This is a genomic window from Bacillus sp. FSL R10-2201 (assembly GCF_038008665.1).
Taxonomy (GTDB): domain Bacteria; phylum Bacillota; class Bacilli; order Bacillales; family Bacillaceae_G; genus Bacillus_A; species Bacillus_A mycoides.
The window spans coordinates 1049628-1071826 of the sequence record NZ_JBBOZP010000001.1; the positions used below are offsets into that span (position 1 = coordinate 1049628).

Annotated in this window: 23 protein-coding genes and 1 pseudogene; 21 read left to right on the plus strand and 3 right to left on the minus strand. The window is 35.4% G+C overall.

The features are described from left to right. Positions 1 to 225: 225 nt before the first annotated feature. Positions 226 to 407 (minus strand): annotated as a pseudogene (locus tag NSQ69_RS05415) (hypothetical protein). A gap of 136 nt (positions 408 to 543) precedes the next feature. Between NSQ69_RS05415 and NSQ69_RS05420 the strand changes: the two are divergent. The 4 genes from NSQ69_RS05420 (at position 544) to NSQ69_RS05435 (ending at position 3532) form a co-directional block, all read left to right on the plus strand. Next, positions 544 to 1761 (plus strand): sensor histidine kinase, encoded by a 1218-nt coding sequence (locus NSQ69_RS05420; RefSeq protein WP_002168979.1) that lies wholly within the window; start codon positions 544 to 546, stop codon positions 1759 to 1761. Continuing rightward, positions 1751 to 2395 carry a response regulator gene (locus NSQ69_RS05425; RefSeq protein ID WP_002087211.1) on the plus strand — a complete coding sequence of 215 codons (645 nt, stop codon included), beginning with the start codon at positions 1751 to 1753 and terminating at the stop codon, positions 2393 to 2395. The genes NSQ69_RS05420 and NSQ69_RS05425 overlap by 11 nt, the downstream gene beginning before the upstream one ends. A gap of 163 nt (positions 2396 to 2558) precedes the next feature. After that, on the plus strand, positions 2559 to 2993 hold the full coding sequence (locus tag NSQ69_RS05430) for a hypothetical protein (RefSeq protein WP_078202934.1): 435 nt from the start codon (positions 2559 to 2561) through the stop codon (positions 2991 to 2993). A gap of 122 nt (positions 2994 to 3115) precedes the next feature. Next, positions 3116 to 3532, plus strand: a complete 417-nt coding sequence (locus NSQ69_RS05435) for a hypothetical protein (protein WP_002168977.1) — start codon at positions 3116 to 3118, stop codon at positions 3530 to 3532. A 40-nt stretch (positions 3533 to 3572) separates the two neighbouring features. Here the strand turns inward: NSQ69_RS05435 and NSQ69_RS05440 are convergent, their stop codons facing one another. After that, entirely contained in the window at positions 3573 to 3713 is a 141-nt protein-coding gene (locus NSQ69_RS05440) for a YflJ family protein (protein WP_000273535.1), read from the minus strand. A 152-nt stretch (positions 3714 to 3865) separates the two neighbouring features. On the opposite strand from NSQ69_RS05440, the gene NSQ69_RS05445 reads away from it, so the two are divergent. Next, on the plus strand, positions 3866 to 4228 hold the full coding sequence (locus tag NSQ69_RS05445) for a hypothetical protein (protein WP_002064091.1): 363 nt from the start codon (positions 3866 to 3868) through the stop codon (positions 4226 to 4228). A 27-nt stretch (positions 4229 to 4255) separates the two neighbouring features. On the opposite strand, the gene NSQ69_RS05450 is transcribed toward NSQ69_RS05445, so the two are convergent. Next, entirely contained in the window at positions 4256 to 4441 is a 186-nt protein-coding gene (locus NSQ69_RS05450) for a YhzD family protein (RefSeq protein WP_000539550.1), read from the minus strand. A gap of 353 nt (positions 4442 to 4794) precedes the next feature. On the opposite strand from NSQ69_RS05450, the gene NSQ69_RS05455 reads away from it, so the two are divergent. From NSQ69_RS05455 to glpK, 16 genes are all read left to right on the plus strand, one after another. Further along, positions 4795 to 6036, plus strand: coding sequence for a metallophosphoesterase family protein (locus NSQ69_RS05455; RefSeq protein WP_002168976.1), 1242 nt, complete (start codon positions 4795 to 4797; stop codon positions 6034 to 6036). After that, positions 6033 to 8957 carry an ATP-binding protein gene (locus tag NSQ69_RS05460; RefSeq protein WP_341099014.1) on the plus strand — a complete coding sequence of 975 codons (2925 nt, stop codon included), beginning with the start codon at positions 6033 to 6035 and terminating at the stop codon, positions 8955 to 8957. The genes NSQ69_RS05455 and NSQ69_RS05460 overlap by 4 nt, the downstream gene beginning before the upstream one ends. 41 nt (positions 8958 to 8998) lie before the next feature. Next, positions 8999 to 9943 (plus strand): 3'-5' exoribonuclease YhaM, encoded by a 945-nt coding sequence (gene yhaM / locus NSQ69_RS05465; protein WP_002030183.1) that lies wholly within the window; start codon positions 8999 to 9001, stop codon positions 9941 to 9943. A gap of 398 nt (positions 9944 to 10341) precedes the next feature. Further along, entirely contained in the window at positions 10342 to 10539 is a 198-nt protein-coding gene (locus tag NSQ69_RS05470; RefSeq protein WP_002150116.1) for a hypothetical protein, read from the plus strand. Between the two features lie 456 nt (positions 10540 to 10995). Beyond that, positions 10996 to 11973 carry a ring-cleaving dioxygenase gene (locus tag NSQ69_RS05475; RefSeq protein ID WP_002125749.1) on the plus strand — a complete coding sequence of 326 codons (978 nt, stop codon included), beginning with the start codon at positions 10996 to 10998 and terminating at the stop codon, positions 11971 to 11973. Between the two features lie 256 nt (positions 11974 to 12229). Continuing rightward, positions 12230 to 13324 (plus strand): response regulator aspartate phosphatase, encoded by a 1095-nt coding sequence (locus tag NSQ69_RS05480; protein WP_016119757.1) that lies wholly within the window; start codon positions 12230 to 12232, stop codon positions 13322 to 13324. After that, on the plus strand, positions 13324 to 13569 hold the full coding sequence (locus NSQ69_RS05485; protein ID WP_016119758.1) for a Phr family secreted Rap phosphatase inhibitor: 246 nt from the start codon (positions 13324 to 13326) through the stop codon (positions 13567 to 13569). The genes NSQ69_RS05480 and NSQ69_RS05485 overlap by 1 nt, the downstream gene beginning before the upstream one ends. Before the next feature lie 238 nt (positions 13570 to 13807). Continuing rightward, entirely contained in the window at positions 13808 to 14680 is an 873-nt protein-coding gene (locus NSQ69_RS05490; RefSeq protein ID WP_012260501.1) for an alpha/beta fold hydrolase, read from the plus strand. 77 nt (positions 14681 to 14757) lie between these two features. Then, on the plus strand, positions 14758 to 14958 hold the full coding sequence (locus NSQ69_RS05495; RefSeq protein ID WP_002087191.1) for a sporulation YhaL family protein: 201 nt from the start codon (positions 14758 to 14760) through the stop codon (positions 14956 to 14958). A gap of 213 nt (positions 14959 to 15171) precedes the next feature. After that, positions 15172 to 16023, plus strand: a complete 852-nt coding sequence (locus NSQ69_RS05500; RefSeq protein WP_000554485.1) for a DUF2935 domain-containing protein — start codon at positions 15172 to 15174, stop codon at positions 16021 to 16023. Positions 16024 to 16314: 291 nt separating this feature from the next. Next, positions 16315 to 16959 (plus strand): DUF7018 domain-containing (lipo)protein, encoded by a 645-nt coding sequence (locus NSQ69_RS05505; protein ID WP_263894654.1) that lies wholly within the window; start codon positions 16315 to 16317, stop codon positions 16957 to 16959. A gap of 28 nt (positions 16960 to 16987) precedes the next feature. Further along, positions 16988 to 18061 carry a DUF3994 domain-containing protein gene (locus tag NSQ69_RS05510; protein WP_033730928.1) on the plus strand — a complete coding sequence of 358 codons (1074 nt, stop codon included), beginning with the start codon at positions 16988 to 16990 and terminating at the stop codon, positions 18059 to 18061. Between the two features lie 444 nt (positions 18062 to 18505). Beyond that, complete coding sequence (locus NSQ69_RS05515; RefSeq protein ID WP_002125754.1) at positions 18506 to 18955, plus strand: helix-turn-helix domain-containing protein; 450 nt, start codon at positions 18506 to 18508, stop codon at positions 18953 to 18955. A 90-nt stretch (positions 18956 to 19045) separates the two neighbouring features. Continuing rightward, positions 19046 to 19606 carry a glycerol uptake operon antiterminator GlpP gene (glpP, locus tag NSQ69_RS05520; protein ID WP_000394293.1) on the plus strand — a complete coding sequence of 187 codons (561 nt, stop codon included), beginning with the start codon at positions 19046 to 19048 and terminating at the stop codon, positions 19604 to 19606. A 227-nt stretch (positions 19607 to 19833) separates the two neighbouring features. Further along, positions 19834 to 20655 carry a glycerol uptake facilitator protein GlpF gene (glpF, locus tag NSQ69_RS05525; RefSeq protein WP_002030197.1) on the plus strand — a complete coding sequence of 274 codons (822 nt, stop codon included), beginning with the start codon at positions 19834 to 19836 and terminating at the stop codon, positions 20653 to 20655. A 12-nt stretch (positions 20656 to 20667) separates the two neighbouring features. After that, entirely contained in the window at positions 20668 to 22158 is a 1491-nt protein-coding gene (gene glpK / locus NSQ69_RS05530; RefSeq protein ID WP_078202939.1) for a glycerol kinase GlpK, read from the plus strand. Positions 22159 to 22199: the final 41 nt, after the last annotated feature.

Consider the following 22199-nt stretch of genomic DNA (forward strand, 5'->3'; position numbering starts at 1 on the left):
TCTATTTTGAAAAAATCGATTTCTCCTGAATACATAGTAATATAAGAAAAAGACGCCCTTGTGAGCGTCTTTTTCCAACTTGAGATAGATGTATCATTATTGTTCTGCTAGGTGACATAGTTCTCGTATAAAGTTTTCTCACACAAATGATCTGTGTATCAATGTGTTTTTGATATACAGATCATTTGTATGATAATTCTTATAAATAATTGCTGAATGATAACCTTACATGAATGCTTTTAAAAGCTCTTGAACTAATGGAATTACTCCACCTACAAAGTTTAAAACTGCCATTGCGATTTCCATATGATTGCCTCCTTTAGTAGTAAGATGTAATAAATCTTTATAAATTCATTATAGTAAGCGCTTACAAAAACATCAATGCATTTCGATATGCAATAATTCATATTTGTATTTGGTAATGAGGATGAAGAGGAATAAGTGACTTATCCCGCTATTTGTGGGAGTCGGGCTGTATGTAAAAGCCTTCACTTTATCAAAATGTAAGCTGTATCTTGTATAATATAATGGTGGAGGTCGAATATGAAAAAAATAAATTCAAATATAGATTTGGATAAAAATGTATTGGAAGCGGTATTTATTCCAAGAAGGTTTATTGTTTTATGGATTACACTCGTATATATAGCTTCAGTACTTTTAGAGTTTCGTAATAATATTTTCTCTATGGATAGTTTTTTCTTTACAATAGTCATTGTTATTCATACTATTTTTCATTGGTATGCGAGTTCATTAAAAAATAGGCAATTGTTGTACTTCTTTTTTGTACAACTTTTCATTGTGTTTTTGGCTGCGTTTATTGCAACAAATGCTTCGATAGCGATTTTTGTTGGATTAACTCCTATTTTAATCGCCCAAAGTTTATATGTTTATAACAATATATTTAAAGTAATGGCAGTTTTTACTCTTATGTATGCAATATTTTGTGCTGCAATTAGTATCAATTATGGTGTGAATAAATTAGCTATTCTTATCTCTATGTTTCTTTTAGTGTTAGCAATTATTATTCCTTTTTCTTATATTAATAAGCAGCAATTTGATGCACGTAATCGTATACAGAGCTATATTCAAGAGTTAGAGTCTGCATATATGAGAGTGGAAGAATTGACATTAGCTAATGAAAGGCAGCGTATGGCAAGAGATTTACATGATACGTTAGCGCAAGGTTTAGCAAGCTTAATTATGCAATTGGAAGCGATAGATGCCCATATGCAAAAAGGGAATACAGGACGATCTCAAGAGATTATGAAACAAACTATGATAAGAGCGAGACAAACTTTACATGATGCAAGGTTGGTTATTGATGATTTGCGTCATACTACTAATTCATTTAATGGAGCAGTAAAAGAAGAGATTCAACGTTTTTCTGAAGCTACGTCTATACATGTGAGATTTACTATCCAAAGTCCACCGTATATTTCAAGCGTAGTAAAAGAGCACTGCTTATATGTAATTAGTGAATGTTTAACGAATATCGCAAAACATTCGCAGGCAGCAGATGTAAATTTAAATGTTGAATATATCGATGATCTTGAAAAACTTACTATTGAAGTTGAAGATAATGGAATTGGTTTTGACACTAGATATATCGGTAAGAATCCTGGACATTATGGTTTAATTGGTCTAAATGAGCGTGTTCGATTGATTAAGGGAGAAATACATATATTGAGTGAAAAGATGAAAGGTACGAAAGTGTATATTCAAGTGCCTATAAATAAAGAAGGAGATAGCCATGAAACATAACGTATTAATTGTAGATGATCATTTCGTTGTAAGAGAAGGTCTGAAATTAATAATAGAAACGAGTGATTCATTTCAAATTATAGGTGAGGCTGCAAACGGAGAAGAAGCCCTTTCTTTCATAGAAAAGAAGAAACCTGATGTCATTTTAATGGATTTGAATATGCCTAAAATGAGTGGTTTAGAAACAATTGAGGCTTTGAATGAAAAACAAAACCATACGCCGATTATTATATTAACTACTTATAACGAAGATGAATTAATGTTAAAGGGAATTGAGTTAGGGGCAAAAGGATATTTGCTAAAAGATACGGATCGAGAGAATTTGTTTCGAACATTGGAAGCGGCTATTCGAGGTGAGATTTTACTACAACCAAATATTATGGAAAAGATAGTGAAGTATAAAAGGAAAGAAGTACATGCTGATAAGGTTGCAGAAAATAACTTAACGGTTAAAGAATTGTTTGTGCTGAAAGCTATTGCGCGCGGATATAAGAATAAAGAAATTGCATTTGATATGGGAATAGCTGAGCGAACGGTAAAAGCATATTTAACAAATATATACAATAAATTAGGTGTTAATTCACGGTCAGAAGCAGTAGCTGTATCTATTGAAAGGAAGTTAATTCATTTTTAAAACATTATATATGCCCAATCGTACATTATAGGCTTGCCCTTTTGTACGATTTTTTTATTTCTTTCTCATGTTATGCTTCAGAAAGTATGAGAGATTTAAGAACAATCTAATTGCATTACAATTATAGACGTTTCTAATGTAGGAAAGGAAGAAGAATAATTAAATGGAAACTTTGTTTTTAATTCCTGTATTAATTTTCTTTATTTGGCTGCAAAGCAAACAAAGAAAATTAAACTGGATAGATATTATAACTTTTCTCATGATGATAGGGATTATTACTTATACGGCGCCGCAACAAATGACTAGGGATTTACAAGCAGAGTTACTGGCAGTTACGCTTATTTCTTTCGCTATTGGTATTTGGCAAGGTGGGGGAATTACAGTCTGTTATGAGGATGAAATTTTATATATTACAAATGGAAAACAGTATTCCATTTCATGGATTCTCTTAATAATTGGCAACATAATTATTATTAATATATTTGAAGGTGGATTTACATTTAATGGATCGTGGTTTCTTTTGTGTGGTGTTGTCATTACATCTGGGGTGAAAAACAGTATTCTATGTGTTCTGTACAAATTAACAGTGCGAAATTGAATGGAAAACCAAAGCTATTTTCTTTTACCCCAACATAAAACGTATTGCTGTAAGTTCATTAAAAGACCGTAGTTGATAAAAAATGAGATGGAAGTATTGGAAGAATGGGGGAGTTAACGTAGATGTTTCTACCTATTACTACATTTGATAGGTTTAGTTGGCTGGGGAATGTTGCTTTCTCTTCAGAAAAGACTAGTAGGAATCGAGCGCTATCGAGGGCTGAAGAAAGCAATGTTAATTTGTGTGAAAATAAATGTAGAGATTCAGTTAATAATATTCATCAAAAAATAAATGTGGATGCTTTGGACTATAGTAATAATCGTATATTGGGCCGTGCAGAACCCCATTCAACAATTGTCATAACAAGTAGTGATATGTATGTTGGAAGCGGACGAGTTAATAAGTATGGAGAATTTAAAATATATACAAATGATTATCTGGAAGAGTATTTGGTACTAGAAATTCAGTTGATAATGGGCGGTTTCTATCAAGGAAGTATAACGGTAAAGTTAAGGGATGATGATTTCCTTTTTATTTAGTAAATAAAAAGGAAGCAACCGTAGTCGCTTCCTACATCTATTAAGCCGAAGCTTTCTTCATTCTCTCAAGTAAACTAGATAAAATATGTGTACGATAAGATTCTAGTTTTTTACCTTCGTAAGTACGAATCCCTAATTTTTTAAGTTCTTTTACATACCAACCTTTGCTTCCGAAATACATGTGATCGCTCCCCTTCAACTTTGTTTATTTGTCCTGATTGTACTTGGAGGTACGGGTAATATAATGAAGGAAATGAATTTCGCGCGAAAATGGTTAACTTTGTTGCAAAAGACATATATACTAAGGGTAGTATATAACGAGGTGGGCAAGACGTGATTATAGAGAAGCACGAAATTCAAATTGACCAAATTACGAGCGGTAAAGTGAATATCTTTACTTTCTATAGAAATAGAAAGCAAGTTGATGATCATTTTTTACGATTGCAAGAACCATCGCTTACAGCAAACTACTTCTTCCATTTTCATTTTGATGCAGAGAGCTTGCATCTTCTGCAGGAAGAGTTTCCGGGCGTATATCCGTACGACCGTAGTGACACGATTCACGACTGGACGGAAAAGATGAAAGCGGAATTGCAACATCAGATCCAAACAGGTAAATGGAATAAACGCGTACGTATCGGTAATCGCATTCTAGATGTGGTGTTTACGTGGTGTGACGAAGATATAGTAGAGTGAAAAAGAAGCGGATGACGCTTCTTTTTTTTAGCGCTGGAATAAAACGAGCTTACCTGCAGAAGATGTGCAGCGATGTGTTTTTTCATGCAATCCTTTTTCTTGTAAAATAGATTCACCTTTTGCTTTCGCTTCTTTTTCAGTTGCTGCCTCGAATGATTCGTCTAATGCTTTTGAACCATCTTTTTCAAAGACTGTTAGAACGTATACTCCCATGAAAATTCCCTCCAATAATAAAAATCAGAATCTTATAACTATTTTGGCATAAATCACTAGAATATGCAAAGAAATATATGACATTGCGTGTTACAATAAAGTGAAACTTTAACTAGTGGGGAGTCTTTTCATCCCCACTAGTTATTAGCCTTCACCAATCGGGTATTTATGGGCAGTTTACTTTCAGATTGGCTTCTTTGCCTACTGCCCGTTAATACGGGGTAAAGTGAAACTTTAATCAGTGGGGGATTTTTTATTTCCTGCTTATTACTAGTTTTCGCCAATTGAGCATTTATTGTTTGTGTTCATGCGGATAAGATGAAACTTTTGAACTATAGAAAGGATCGTTATTTGTGAAACAAGTGAAGTTTATACATGCGGCTGATTTGCATTTGGATAGTCCGTTTAAAGGGATGGAGATGAATGTACCACAGTCTGTTTGGGAGAGAATGAAGCAGAGTACGTTTGAATCGTTCGAGCGTATTGTTGATAAAGCGATTCAAGAGCGCGTTGATTTCGTATTACTAGCCGGGGATTTGTATGATGCGGAGACGAGAAGTTTGAGGGCGCAAGTGTTTGTGCGTGAGCAAATGAAGAGACTTTCGCAGTACGATATTCCCGTTTTTATTATTCATGGTAACCACGATCATTTAGGGGGAAGCTGGGCAGCGATTGAGTTTCCGGAAAATGTTCACGTGTTTACGGAGCCTTATGTGGAAGAGAAGTCATTTTATAAAAATGGTGAGCTTGTAGCTTCTATTTACGGGTTTAGTTATTTGCAGCAAGCGGTAACGGATAATATGACAGCGCAGTATACGAAAATGAGTGATGCGCCTTTTCATATTGGAATGCTTCACGGAAGTGTGGAAGGGGATGCAGAGCATAATCGCTATGCACCGTTTCAAATTCGTGAGCTGAAGGAAAAGCAGTTTGATTATTGGGCTCTTGGCCATATACATAAACGTGAAATTTTATCAGAAGAGCCGTACATTATTTATCCAGGTAATATACAAGGGCGTCATCGTAAGGAGACGGGCGAGAAGGGTGCGTACCTTATTGAACTCACGAAACAAGGATCGCAGTGTTCATTTTTCCATACGGCGGATGTTGTGTGGGATGAGATAGAAGTGAATATTGATGGACTTGAAACTGTTGATGATCTTATGACGAGCGCGTCAAGTGCGATGAATGAATGCAGAAGAGAAGAGGAAGGTACGCTTTTAACTGTCATATTTACAGGACAGGGACCACTTGCTCCTTATTTGCGTGAAGACAAGCGCGTGGAAGAGATTTTTCATATTTTAGCAGCGGGAGAAGAGCGAAAAGACTTTGTATATGCGATGAAGTGGAAAAACGAGACGGTTTCTTTTGCGGAAATTGAACGTTTGAAAGAAGAAAATCATTTCGTCGGTAGTGTGCTGAAAGAGTTAGAAGCTTTCACAAATATGGACGGAGTGTTGCGCACCATTTGGACATCTCCTGTAGCGCGTAATAGCATTGAAGCTTTTACGGAAGAAGAGAAGAAAGAGATTCAAAAGGAAGCGGAAAATATTATTTTAGAGCAATTATTCCAGCAAGAGAGGGATAAAAAATGAGAATTGAAAAACTCCATATTTATGGCTATGGAAAACTAGAAAATGTGGAAATGGATCTGTCAATGCTGACGGTACTGTACGGTGAAAATGAAGCGGGGAAATCGACAATTCGCTCGTTTATGAAAAGTATTTTATTCGGTTTTCCGACGAGAGGACAGCGCCGTTATGAGCCGAAAGAAGGCGGGAAGTACGGCGGAGCGATGACTGTTCAAACAGAGAAGTACGGCCGTTTGAAAATTGAACGATTGCCAAAGACGGCAGTAGGCGCGGTGACCGTTTATTTTGAAGGCGGGAAAACTGGCGGCGAAGATATTTTAAACGATATATTAAGCGGTGTGAATGAAAGCTTATTTGATTCTGTTTTTTCATTTGATATGCATGGTCTTCAAAATATTCATCAGCTCGGCGAAGCGGATATCGGCAATTATTTATTTTCGGCCAGCGCAGTCGGAAGTGATGCGTTATTGCAGTTAGATAAAAAATTAGAAAAAGAAATGAATCAGCGCTTTAAGCCGAGTGGTCGTAATCCTGAAATTAACGTGTCACTGCAAGAGATGAAGAAAATTGAGGAAAAGATGAAAGAATGGCAAGGGAAAATTGGCACGTATGAAAAACAAGTCGAGCAGTTAAAAGAAAGTGAAGAGAAACTTGCTTCTGTTCGTGCGGAAAAAGAGTCAGCCGAAAGACGAAAGCAAGACTATGAAATATTAGTGGCGCTTGAGCCTCTTGTTATTGAAAAGAGTACGCACGAGAAAGTGTTAGAAAACGAGAACGGGCAGTTTCCTGTAAACGGAATGGCGCGCTATGAGGCGGTAAAGGCAAAGATAGAACCGCTCCAAGTACAAGTAGATTCACTTCAAAAAAAGATAGAAACAGTGCAATCAGAAATTGATTCCACAGAAATAGATGAAGCATTTTTACAAAAAGAAAGTTACGTAGAAGAACTTCGTATGCAGCATATGTCTTATGAAAATGCACGCCAAGAAATGCGTGATATGACGGGAAGTATTGCGAATATAAAAGAAGAAATCGCAGAACTACAGCAACAAATTGGCGCTACTTTTGAACAAGAGACTGTTCTTTCGTTTGATATAAGTTTAGCGACGAAAGAATTAATTATGCAAACTGTGCAAAAGGCGCGTGAATTAGAATCGCAAAAAGCACAACTAGATGAACGTTTTAAAACGGCTCAGGAGCAATTAGAAGAGCAAGAAGAAAATATAAGACAAATCGGCCAGCAAATGTTAGCTGATGAAGAAAAAAATACGTTAGTTGAGAAAGAAAAATCATTTCAGGATGCGGCATTTTTAGGAATGGGCGCAGAGAGAATGAAGCGCAAGTATGAGGAAAAAGCAGGGGCGGCTATGCAAAAGAAAAAACAGTGGCAAAGAATTTGTCTTCTGTTACTTCTTATTAACACGCTTGTTTTATTCACGAGTCTATTTATAGATAACCGCGTGCTGTTATTTATTAGTGTGATTGTGTTTGTAGGGATTGTTTTAGCACTCGTTTTATATAAAGATCCTTCGGGTGGATTACAAGAAGAGCTTCTTACTCTTCAGCAAAGTGCTGGCGGACGACAAAGTGAAGAAGCGATGTCTGTTCGGTATCAGTTAGAAAAAGATGAAGAGATTTGTAAGCTATTTGAGCGTGAGTCGTATAAGTTGCAGCAAATGGAACGTGCTTATGATAAAGTCGTTTCATCTTATGAAGAATGGGAGAGAGAAACGTTCCAAATAGGAGAACAAGTAGGTGCGTATAAAATGCGCTATATGTTCCCTGAATTTTATACGTATGCACACATATTGCCAGCGTTTGAGCGTATTGAAAAAATGCAGCAATTATATCGTGAGCTAGATAAACAAGGCGAGCGGAAATCTTCATTATATGAAATGATTTCGCACTTTGAGCATAAACTAGAAACTGTTATCGGTAGTAAAGAGTATAGTAATTTGCATGAGGCGCAAAGTCGTATGCAAAATGAAAAAGAGAAGCGTCAAACTTGTAAGCAGCTGAAAGAGAAGCTGGCGGAATGGCAAGAAGAATATGAGTTCATGCAGCAGCAATTAAAACAACTACTAGTAGAGCGAGATGGGTTATGGCATATCGCAGAATCTACAGATGAAGAGATGTTTTTAGAAGCAGGAAAATTGGCAGAGAAACGTGAAGACGCGGATAAGCAAGTGGGGCGTTTATTACCTCAAATTGATTTGTTAGAACAGCGCTTAACGAGTTTGTCATTAGCTGAGCATTATGAGGCTGACGGTTATGATGAAAAATTAAAGCAAGAAATTACAGCCGCGCAAAACTGTCTGGCGCAAGAGAAAGAACTGACAGAGCGTATTGCGAAGCATCGAATAGAAATTGCGAATTTAGAAGAAGGCAGTACGTATGGTGATTTACTACATGAGTGGGAAATGAAAAAAGCGCAAGTGCGTGAACAAGTGAAGAAGTGGGCTGCATATGCGGCCGCAAAGACAGTATTAACGAAAACGAAGCAATATTATCATGAAGTGCATTTGCCGCGTATTTTACAAAAATCCGAAGAGTATTTCGTGTATTTAACAGGCGGGAGATATAGTAAAATATTCTCACCGTCAGAAGCGGAACCGTTCATTGTCGAACGTAACGATGGTATGCGTTTTTACAGTCATGAACTAAGCCAAGCGACAGCGGAGCAGTTATATTTATCATTGCGATTCGCGCTAGCGAAAACGTTTGAGCATGACTATCCATTTATTATTGATGATAGCTTCGTACATTTTGATGCGGTAAGGACGAATCGAACGATTGAACTTATAAAAGAAATTGCGAAAGATAGACAAGTTATCTTCTTTACATGCCATGCGCATTTATTAACGTATTTTACAGAAAATGAGATTATAAAATTAACACGTAAGCGTAAAGAAAATGAGTTGTAGTATGCTATACTAAAAGTAACTGATTTGGTGGAGGAATTCGAATGAAAAAGAAAATTGTAGAATATGAAGTTGGTGAACAAGTCGATGTTTTCTTGTTAATTAAAACAGCGACAAAAGGTCTCGCAAGCAATGGCAAGCCGTTTTTAACAGTAATCTTACAAGATCCAAGTGGAGATATTGAAGCAAAGCTATGGGACGTATCGCCAGAAGTTGAGAAACAATATGTAGCGGAAACAATCGTTAAAGTAGCTGGAGATATTCTAAACTATAAAGGACGTATTCAATTACGTGTGAAACAAATTCGTGTTGCGAATGAGAATGAAGTAACAGACATCTCAGACTTTGTAGAAAAAGCTCCAATAAAAAAAGAAGATATGGTTGAGAAAATTACGCAATACATATTTGAAATGAGAAACCCGAACATACAGCGTCTAACAAGACATTTGTTAAATAAGCATCAAAATGAATTTTTAGAATATCCAGCAGCGACAAAGAACCATCACGAGTTCGTATCTGGACTAGCTTATCACGTTGTATCGATGTTAGATTTAGCGAAAGCTATCTCGGCTCTGTACCCATCGTTAGATAAAGACTTACTATATGCGGGCGTTATTTTACACGATCTTGGTAAAGTATTTGAGCTATCTGGACCAATTTCTACGACGTATACGTTAGAAGGAAATTTACTAGGCCACATTTCTATCATGGTGAACGAAATTGGTAAAGCAGCAGAGGAACTACAAATCGATGCAGAGGAAGTATTAATCCTTCAGCACATCGTCCTTTCCCATCACGGAAAAGCAGAATGGGGTAGCCCAAAACCACCATTAGTGAAAGAAGCAGAAATTCTGCACTACATCGATAACTTAGATGCAAAAATGAACATGATGGACCGCGCATTAGGACGCACAAAACCAGGCGAATACACAGAACGTGTCTTTGCGCTTGATAATCGTTCGTTCTATAAGCCAACTTTCCATAATTAAGATTGTGAATAGAATGGCCTCATTAAGTGTGGCATGACAATAAAATTGTTTAAAAAGATGGTGTGAAATTAAGTTTTCACACCATCTTTTATTGCCCTGATAAGGGAAGACACTGCAAATAGCTTTAAAAACCATTATTTATTCCTTGATGAGGAAAGAAATAATGAGAGAAAAAGATGTAAATCATACGGCAAATTTATATTCCATTAGCTCGTGTAAAGCTAATGGATGAGGATCTGTTGTCAATAAAAAAACGGATCTTAAACAAAACAACCCTTTTGCATATCATGTGATGCAAGGGAGGCAAGAGAACGTGTTCGTTGATTGAAAATCTTTTGTAGAGTATTCTAAATATAGAGTTGTATTAGGAATATTCTTTTAAGGAGAGTGATTACTTTATGCTAGGAAAATGGATGGATAAAGTAAGAGAACCTAGATGTATACACAATTATAAATTTATTAAAACTCAGGATAGTGAAAATTTTAAAACAGGGCAGATTGGGACAGCTAATATTTATAAGTGCGAAAAATGTGGTAAAGAAAAGGTTGATTATAAATATAACAGTGATATAAATAGTGATTTTTGGAATATATAAAATAAATCATTTAATGAAACAGAGAATTACTAATATTAATTATTCGCTAAAATTACAATTTATTGTAAGGATATTTGACTATTAAAGAATTTTAATAGCCTATGATTAGTTCATTGATTGTAGGCTATTTATTTTGGCGAGTGAAAAGGTTTTATTACCAGTAGATATGAAAATAATTACGCCACAAAACATATAGCATTTTAAACTAATACTGAGATATTAAAAAATATCTCGAATTCAAGATAATTTACTTGCTTTTTAATCACTTGAGTTGTAAAGTGATAGTAACGAAAGGAATTATTACTTTCGAACGAATCGTTTTACACAGTGAATTATTTTTTTAACTATCACTTGACTAGTAAAATGAATGATTACTTTTATAAACAAATGCTACGTTGACCAGCGAGCAAAAATAAAACAGTTAAATATAAATTAAAACTATTGGAGGAATATAAAATGAACCAATTAAAAGGAATACACCACGTTACAGCAATTACAAGTAGTGCAGAAAAGAACTATGAATTTTTCACTCACGTTTTAGGAATGCGTTTAGTTAAAAAAACAGTAAACCAAGATGATATTCAAACGTATCATTTATTCTTTGCAGATGATAAAGGTAGTGCAGGAACAGATATGACATTCTTTGACTTCCCAGGTGTTCCAAAAGGAGTACACGGTACAAATGAAATTTCAAAAACTTCATTCCGCGTTCCGACTGACGCAGCACTAGAGTATTGGGTGAAACGTTTTGACCGTCTTGAAGTAGAACATACAGGAATTAAAGAGCAATTTGGTAAGAAAACTCTTTCTTTCGCTGATTTTGATGATCAACACTATCAATTAATCTCAGATGAATTTGATAAAGGGGTGGAATCAGGTACACCTTGGCAAGACGGGCCAGTTCCATTAGAATATGCAATTACTGGCTTAGGACCTGTATTTATCCGTATCGCGAATTTCAGTTATTTCAAAGAAGTACTAGAAAAAGTTCTATTATTTAAAGAGATTGCTCAAGAAGGAGAATTCTACTTGTTTGAAGTAAACGAAGGTGGAAATGGTGCCTCAGTCATTGTAGAACATAATACAGTTCTTCCAGAAGCGCAACAAGGTTTTGGTACAGTGCATCATGCAGCATTCCGTGTAGAGGATCGCGCTGTATTAGAAGAGTGGATTGAGCGACTAAGTCGAGTTGGACTCCCTTCATCTGGTTATGTAAATCGTCACTTCTTTGAGTCATTATATGCAAGAGTTGCGCCGCAAATTTTATTCGAGTTTGCAACAGATGGCCCTGGTTTTATGGGAGATGAGCCTTATGAAACGCTTGGAGAGAAATTATCTTTACCTCCGTTCTTAGAGCCAAAGCGTGAAGAAATCGAAAAATTAGTTCGTCCGATTGATACAGTGAGAAGTACGAAGGAATTTATTAAAGAGTAAAGATAGAAATAATAAGTAGAAGAGCAAGTAGTTTTAGCGAATCGCTGGAATTGCTTGCTTTTTTATTTGGGCTATAAAATTTTCTGAAAAATGTTTCTCAAGTTTTTTAAATAGAAATATTTGGTATAATTCATTTAAATTATAAATTTTCTGACAATTATTTTTCAATACATAGAAAAGGGGTGGTGATATACAATTTGGATAATTGTATAAATATCCTAATTTTGTAAGTTTGGAGAAAAGGGGATGCGAAGGTATGGGAACAGATGTAGTAACGAAGGAGCAAATGAAACACTTATTGGATGATTGGTATCATTCAATGTTAAAACAAGATGTTGTTAAAGCAAAAGTGCTAAATGAAGAAATAGAGTCCAAGGTTATCTATATTAAAGAAGATCAGTATGCAGCATTTTATCATGCATTATTAAAATTCCGTTATCATGTGCTAATTGATAGTTTGAGTATTACAAAGAATAGTTTTGATGAAATTGATACTCTTATACTTCCTGATGACGCACTTTTAACACATTATTATTACTTATTCAAAGGTATTCATGCAATGTATATATCAAATTATATTGAGTCACAAAATCACTTTGAAGAGGCTGGGAAATCACTTAAACATATAACATCTTCGTTGGAACATGCTGAATTTAATTATAGATTTGCATATCTATCTTATCAAACGTATAAACCATTGATGGCGATTGATCAAATACGTTTAGCAAAAAATGAATATGAAAAACATCCTGGTTATGAAGCTTGTATTGCTTTATGTGAGAATATTTTTGCAATGGCTTGTATTGATTTAAAGCAATATGAGCAAGCCGAAGAGAAGTTTGATTTGGCATTAGATGTATTTCAAAAGATAGATAATAAAAGATTTATTACAATGGTTCGTCATAATTTAGCATGGTTATATGCAAATCAAAACCTTTCGAGTTTAGCAATTCGCCATTTAGTAGAAGTAATAAAAAGTAATCCAAAACATTTCAAAGCAATGTTTGTATTAGCACGTGAATATTACAAAATTGGACAAATCGATACTGCCGCTGAATTAATTGAAGAAGGATTAGATATATGTAATAAGATACAAAATAAAGAATTTCAGCATCGTTTTGTAATTTTAAAGGAAATGAATCAAAAGACGTCTAGTGTATCATTAGAATCCACTATTTTAAATGGGATTTCATATTTTGAGAAAGAAGGCTTGTTGGAGTGTATTCAAGAGTATACTGAGATTTTAGCTATGCAATTTTATAAAGAAGAAAACCATGTAAAGGCAAGTAAATATTTTTATATAAATAACCAAGCACAGAAAAAACATTTAAAAAAAGGGGCGTTGAAATAATGAAAAAAGTAGGCGTAATAGCAAAAGGGTTAATTTTTGCAGGGGTTCTTTCATTTGGATTTAATTTTTCTACTACTACACAGCAAGCAGTTAATATTGGTGACGGAGGAGCACCAGCAAGACCAGACTACGTTAATATAGGGGACACGGGAGGAGCACCAGCAAGACCAGACTACATTAATATAGGAGATACAGGTGGAGCACCCGCAGATAATAGAGGCGACGGCGGAGTAAGCCAACTCTAATAACAAAGAAAGGGACTTCAACATGAAGTCTCTTTCTTTGTTATTAGAGCATGTAGAGAAAAGAATTGACTTACTTTAAATATGTAACTATAATAGTTACAAAATAACCATCATTAATAGAAATGAGTTATATTTTTTAATATAATTGTAACTAAAGTGGTTACAATTAAAAACAATCATAAAACAACCAAATAATGTAAAAACTTTAAATAGCAACAAGAGAAAGGAGACGGGAATTTTGAAACGGTTTAAGTTTTATATGATTAGCGGTATTGTTCTTGTTTTATTAATAGTATGTAACTTCGTTGATAAGCCGATTGCGAAGGTTGAAGAAGTGAAAGATACTGTGATGATGAGGCTGAATACGAAAGAGAGTATGGCGCAGATTGATGGACAGACGATATACTTTAAGCAAATTGGTGAGGGGAAGCCGCCTTTACTTATGCTTCACGGGTTCGGTGGTTCTTCAGATGGGTTTAGTGATATTTATCCGGAACTTGTAAAGGACCATACGATTATTGCGGTTGATATTTTAGGGTTTGGGCGTTCTTCTAAACCAATTGATTTTCAGTATTCGTTTCCCACGCAAGTGAATTTATATTATAAGTTAATGAAGAAACTCGGATACGATCAATTCGCAGTACTTGGTCATTCGATGGGCGGAGAGATGTCTCTAAATTTAGCGTATTTATATCCGGATGCAGTAACGCATCTCGTTTTAGCGGATTCTACAGGAATAGAGTCTTTCCAGCAAAAAGAAAGTTATGAAGTGCCGCCACTATCGACAGACTTACAAACTGTAACAGAGATTACGGATTATAATAAAAATGAAGTGAAAAATAGTCGCGATGATAAAGAGCATTATGATCAGCTTACGAAAATGAGAGAGCGCCGCATTGCGATGGAAGCAGATAAAATTAAGGTACCGACTTTAATTATATGGGGACGACACGATAAGAGTGTTTCTTGGAAAAATGGTGAACTGTATCATGAGCTATTTGCAAATAGTACGTTCCATATCATTGAAAAAGGATACCACGCACCGTTTCGCCAGGAGCCAATCGAGTTTATGGAATATGTACAAGCGTTCTTCGCGAAGAATCCACAATAAAATTTTAAGCATAAATCCACTTCTTTCCTCATAAAGTGAAACTAATAAGGCTTGTCTAAGGAAAGGGATGAACGAAAGTGGAAACTTTACCATGGTGGATTTATCTTGTAATCATTGGGATCGTATTGAGTGGCTACATGGTTTTATATACTTCGAAAAAAGAGCAAGAGATGGATAATGATTTTATCGAAAAAGAAGGCGAAGTATATATGAAGCGCTTAGAAGAAGAACGAGAGAAACGGAATCAGGATAGTGATAAGGATTCGGTGTTGCTTTAATAGAAATTTTGAAAGGCTACCAACTAGGAGAACTTTATATCTAGGTGGTAGCCTTTTTTCTTTTTTGGAGCAGTATATGTTCATCAAGCTAAGCTTATATAAGCTTAATTTTACATGTATATGATATTCATCATGAAACTTTATTGATGGTATTTATATATATGTTCAATCATAAGAATGGAAATAGCGCAGTATCTACAGGGGGGATTAACAATGCATAGGGATGAAACATCATTACATCCTGATACAGGTGTTACATCTGTAATGTTTGTTGAGCGTTCATTAAATGAAATTCGTTTTTGGTCTAGAATCATGAAGGAGCATTCTTTTTTTCTTCGCTTAGGGTTTAGATGCGAGGATACTCAACTAATTGAAGAGGCTAATCAATTTTATCGATTGTTTGAACATATCGAACAAATAGCGCATTCCTATACAAATGAAACAGATCCTGAGCAAATAAAAAGATTTAATTCAGAAGTACAACAAGCCGCAACTAATATTTGGGGATTTAAAAGAAAAATTTTAGGATTAATTCTCACATGTAAATTGCCAGGACAAAATAACTTTCCACTGTTAGTTGACCATACAAGTAGGGAAGCTGACTATTTTAGAAAACGTTTAATACAATTAAATGAAGGGAAATTAGATGCCCTTCCTGATGCTATTATTAAAGAAAATGTTTTCTTTTTAAGGATTATGGCAGACCATGCTAAATTTATTGGTCATCTTCTTGATCCATCGGAAAGAAAACTTGTAGACACAGCACGGAATTTTAGCAATGATTTTGATGAATTGATGTATCAAGCAATTGACTTAGAATCTATGAAACCACAATCCCAAACAGTCCCTCTTTTAGATCAATTTTTAGATCAAAATCGTGTGTCGGTTACATCTCTTCGGGATTTTAAGAAAACAGCACGTGATTTAATTGAGCAATGTAAAATAAAGAGTATCATTCATCCATTATTAGCAGACCATGTTTTCCGTGAAGCTGATAGATTTCTTGAAATCATTGATATGTTTGATGTTCATCTTACAAATATTCAATCCCAACCTAGATATTAGAAGATAAGGAAAGATAATATTTTACTTTCGGCTGAGAAGTTAACAATTTATTGTTAGCTTCTTTTCTTTGTGATTAAAATTTCTTTTCGTTTAGTAAATTTCCCTGTGAAGACTACATAAATCCCTTTGACCAAATATGTAATTCTCTGTAAAATAATATATATGGAAAGATTATGAATATACAGGAAATCTATGGATAGTAGATTCTAATAAATTATTCGGGGGGATTTATTAGTTAAGTATATTAACTTGTTTGCACTGAATTTTACATATAAAGGGGTATTAGTAATCATGAAAGCAAAGAAATTAGTAAGTTTAGCGTTACCAGTTATGTTATTGAGTGGTTGTATTACAATTGAAACTGATGGTAAGAAAGCCGAACCAAAGAAAGAAGAAACGCAAAAGGTAGAGAAAGAGAGTAAGTCAACTGATAGCAAGAAAGAGGATAGCTTATCTGTAGCGAAAGGTGAAGATACAAACAGTAGTTCATCAAGTAGTCAACAAAGTTCTTCTTCAAATAATTCTACTTCTTCTAATTCTTCAACTGGTAAGGTAACTGGTTCAGATGTTGAAAGATACAAGGCAGATATTATAAACAGTGCCACTCAAATTGAAGATACAATGAAATTAATTGAAGGAATAGCAGATTCAGACGTAAAATCATACAAACAAAAGAAAAGTGAAGTACAACTGAGTTTAGGTGGAGCAAAGGCAACTGCAACGAAAGTGAAGAATCTACAAGCGCCTCCTGAATTACAGGGAGAACAAGCGAAGATAAAGCAATCGATGGAACTGTATGCGGATTGTTTTCAACTTCTTTTTGATGCATTAGACCAAGAAGACGAGAGTAAAATGCATCAATCATTAAGTAAAGCACAAGAAGGCTCAAAACTGTTTGAAGAAGCAGCGAAGAGTATCGGTAGCAAAACTAACTAAGAATAAATTACTTAAAGGGGTATGAGGTATGAAAGTGAAAAAACTAATAGCTGCTGCAGTTCCAGTTGCCATATTATTAAGTGGTTGTGTTACAGTAAAAGATTCGGCAAATAAAGAAGAAAAGACAGAAGAAACAAGTAAATCTAAGGCTGCTGAAACGAAAGAAAAATCAACTAATTCGAAAGAAGAAAGTAAAGATGTTCAAAAGGTTCGAGTTTTAGATGAAGATTATGCACAATATTTATTAGATATTGAACAGGATATGTTAAGACGATTTGATTACTATGATGCTTCTGTAAGAGATTTGAGAAATGGAAGTAAATCAAAAGCTGAGGTATTAGATAGTATTAAAGACATCTATAAAGTATTTGATAAGATAGAGAAGATTTACGCACCGCAAAAACATAAAGAAGAACAAAAAGAGATTGAAAAAGCGACAGGTAAACTAAGAGAAACATTCGGTGAAATAGAGAAGTTATTCAACGATAAAGGCTTCAACTTAGAGACCGATAAGGAAATCTTAAATAAAGCAAATACAAAACTAGAGGAAGCAAAACGTATTTGGAAACCTACATTCGATAAGTTAAGATCCGAAACAAAAGGTGATACAGCCACAGAAAAATCTACTAGTACAACAAGTAGTTCTACATCGACAAGCCCAACTACTGATAGTCAGGCTCAAACAGATAAAAGCCAAGCTAAAACGGGGGTATTTGTAGGTACAGTTGGTACAAGTGAAGAGTTAGGAATTAGTTATGGAAACATGGAGAAGAACATCAAAGATGGGACTGAGATTATTGGTAACTGGGGTATTGATTACGGTAGTGGCATAAAAACTACGTTAGTACTAAAAGGTGATAAAACATTTGAGTCCTATGCGAACGGTTCTTATCCGAATAAAGATAACTATTTAACAGGAACATATGCGGTAGATGTTCCATCATTCCAGTTATCCTTAAAAGTAACAAAAGCAGTTAAAGACGGTCAAGAAGTAAAGCTAACAAATGATAGTATGATGTATAAATTACAAAACTATGATGGAAACACATTACAAATTTATCATATGGATGATAACGTTCGTATTCGATATGCAAAACAATAAATAGTTGGCAAAAAACTCTGTAATAAATTTTACAGGGTTTTTTGTTCGTTCTAATTGTATTTCTTCATTAATTTCCCTGGTGCTATCCATATTAGTATAAGTTGAGAAATTAACAAAACGATTTTCTTTTTGGAGAATGATAAGGATTCGGTGTTATTATAATTAGAGGATAGTGGATAACGTATTGTTATCCACTTTTTTATTTCCTAAAATATATTAACAATTCGACATAGGATATCGACTTACCGACACAAAGCGACAATGTTAAGAAGCACGATTATTGTTCGGGAAATTATTATAGAAGAAAAGCATATGAAATCGACATGATACATAGCGTCATTTTTAGATGTAACGCACAAGTTGCACAACCTATGCAACGATAACTAGCTTTACTCTTCATCATTTATTTGACCATACTAGACATAGAGAGGTGATAAACACAGTATGATTTTTAGTGAACGTTTAAAAGAAGAAAGGGAAAAAAGAAATTGGTCGCAAAATGATTTGGCTGAAAAAATTCATGTAAGTAGGCAGTCTGTTTCGAAATGGGAGACGGGAAAGAACTATCCGAGCATTGAAATTATTATTCATTTAAGTGATCTGTTCGGTATTACAATTGATGAGTTATTGAGGAGTGATGAAGAGTTGACGCAGAAAGTAATTGAGGATAGTAAGCAATTAGCGTATCCGAAATGGAAGGTGTTTTTCGATAGTCTATTTATGATGGGCGTATTTTTATTTATTACAAAAATCGTTGTATGGGCGTTAAATAAGTTTGCAGGAGCAAGCATTACAATTGTCGCAGATGCACCATATGTAATGAATTTTTTACCGCTCCTATTAATGGTTGTAGGTGGCATGGCTTCTGATAAGTTGAAGAAAATATATAGATAAGAGAAAGATTTGTAAGAAATCCCCCACACTAGCTGTTCTTTCCACTTAAATTGTGTACTATAAAGGATAGATAGGAAGGGGACGTTTAGAATGGAATTTCATGAGCAAAAGATTTTGCCGGCAGTGAGGCAAATTAAAGATTTGGAGAAGCTATTACATAGTTCGTATGAGTATATTGTTATTTTAGATATTCATGTCGGTCAATTGAAGAGTGTTGTGTCGCTCGCGAAGCAGCATAATAAAAAAGTATTTTTACATGTGGATTTGATCCATGGATTACAAAGTGATGGGCATGCGACGGAGTTTTTATGCCAAGAATATAAACCGTACGGGTTATTATCGACAAAGGCGAGCGTAATTATGAAGGCGAAGCAAAAAGGTGTCGTCTCCATTCAACGCATCTTTTTAATTGATTCTAGCGCAATGGAAAAGAGCTGTAATTTGCTAGAAAAGACGAAGCCGGATTATATAGAGGTGCTTCCTGGTGCGTTAACGGGTGTCATTGCTGAGGTGAAAGAGCGTACAGGTGTACCAATTTTAGCAGGTGGTTTTATTCGAACGGTAGAAGACGTTGAAAGAGCGTTAAATGCTGGTGCGACAGCAATTACGACATCGAAAAAAGAACTATGGAAACATTACCAAAAAAAGTGACGAAAATGTGAAAAAATTCTGTTGACACCGCTTTCATTAAGGGTTAACATTATAGACAAGTTAATAAACGTGACGGAGAAAAGAAGAGATCCACATTTTATTGTTTCTATATATATTATATAGAAGCATGTAAGCTGTGGATCTTTTTCTTTTGAAAAAAACGAATGGCCATTCATTTTACCTCTATCACTTTTCGAAAGCATTTAAATTGATTGTGGAGGGATTTTATGTCAGCATTTTTAGGGGAATTAATAGGGACTGCGTTGTTAATCTTACTTGGTGGCGGTGTTTGCGCTGGTGTAAGTTTAAAGAAATCGTTTGCGAAAGATTCTGGTTGGATTGTAATTACAATGGGTTGGGGTCTAGCGGTTGCTATGGCAGCGTATGCAGTTGGATCAATTAGTGGGGCACATTTGAATCCGGCTTTAACGATAGGACTTGCTTTTAAGGGAGCGTTCCCATGGAGTGATGTACCTATGTATATCGCAGCACAAATGATTGGGGCAATTATCGGGGCAGTTCTTGTATATTTACATTACTTACCACACTGGAAAGAAACAGAAGATCCAGGAACAAAGTTAGGTGTATTTGCAACAGGTCCAGCAATTCCGAACACATTTACAAACCTTTTAAGTGAAATGATTGGAACATTCGTTTTAGTATTTGGTATATTAGCAATTGGAGCAAATAAATTTGCAGATGGTTTAAATCCATTTATCGTAGGTTTCTTAATTGTAAGTATTGGTTTATCATTAGGTGGAACAACAGGATACGCAATCAACCCGGCTCGTGATTTAGGTCCGCGTATTGCACACTTCTTCCTTCCGATTGCAGGAAAGGGCGGTTCAAACTGGAAGTATGCATGGATCCCAGTAGTTGGTCCAATTTTAGGTGGATCACTTGCAGGATTATTCCATCAAGTTGTATTTGAAGGAAAACAAAATTCAGCACTTATTTATGTGATTATTACAACTGTGATTGTACTAGCAATCTCTTATATGACAAGTAAAAAAAGTGGAGCTACTACAAATAGTAGAAAAGTAGCATAGGGGGAAACTGATATGAAAAAATATATTCTTTCATTAGACCAAGGAACAACAAGCTCACGCGCAATTCTTTTCAATAAAGAAGGAAAAATCGTTCATTCAGCTCAAAAAGAGTTTACACAACATTTTCCAAAGCCAGGCTGGGTTGAGCATAATGCACAAGAAATTTGGGGATCTATTTTAGCAGTTATCGCAACTTGCTTAAGTGAAGCAGATGTGAAGCCAGAACAAATCGCTGGTATCGGTATTACGAACCAACGTGAAACAGCGGTTGTATGGGATAAAACGACTGGAAAACCAATTTATAACGCAATCGTATGGCAATCTCGTCAAACAGTTGAAATTTGTGATGAGTTAAAAGAAAAAGGTTATAGCGAGATGGTTCGCGAAAAAACAGGTCTTTTAATTGATGCATACTTCTCTGGTACGAAAGTAAAATGGATTTTAGATAACGTTGAAGGTGCAAGAGAAAAAGCAGAAAACGGCGAGTTATTATTCGGAACAATTGATACATGGCTTGTATGGAAATTGTCTGGCGGTAAAGCGCACATAACAGATTACTCAAATGCATCACGCACATTAATGTTTAACATTCACGACTTACAGTGGGATGATGAGCTTCTAGACATGTTAACAGTACCAAAGAGCATGCTTCCAGAAGTACGTCAATCATCTGAAATATATGGAGAAACAATTGATTATCACTTCTTCGGTCAAAATGTACCGATCGCAGGTGTAGCTGGTGACCAGCAAGCAGCATTATTTGGACAAGCTTGTTTCGGTGAAGGTATGGCGAAGAACACTTACGGAACTGGTTGTTTCATGTTAATGAACACAGGCGAAAAAGCAGTAGCTTCTGAGCATGGCCTATTAACAACAATTGCATGGGGTTTAGATGGTAAAGTAAATTACGCATTAGAAGGAAGTATTTTCGTAGCAGGTTCTGCAATTCAATGGTTACGTGACGGAATGCGCATGTTTAAAGATGCAAGTGAGAGTGAAGTGTACGCTTCTCGCGTTGAATCAACTGACGGCGTATACGTTGTACCAGCATTCGTAGGATTAGGTACACCGTACTGGGATAGTGAAGTACGCGGCGCTATGTTTGGTGTAACGCGCGGTACGACGAAAGAGCATTTCATTCGTGCAACGCTAGAATCTTTAGCATACCAAACGAAAGATGTACTATGCGCAATGGAAGCAGATTCAGGTATTGAACTGAACACATTACGCGTTGATGGCGGGGCAGTTAAGAATAACTTCTTAATGCAGTTCCAAAGTGATATGTTAGACGTTCCTGTAGAGCGTCCAGTGATCAATGAAACGACAGCTTTAGGTGCAGCATACTTAGCAGGTCTTGCGGTTGGATACTGGAAAAACCAAGACGAAATTAAAGCACAGTGGCATATGGACAAACGCTTTGAACCAACGATGGAAGCGGAAACAAGCGAAGAGCTATATGCTGGATGGAAAAAAGCAATTGAAGCAACTAAAGCTTTCAAATAATCATAAACAGTGTTATAATGATGACAAGTTAATAATTCGGT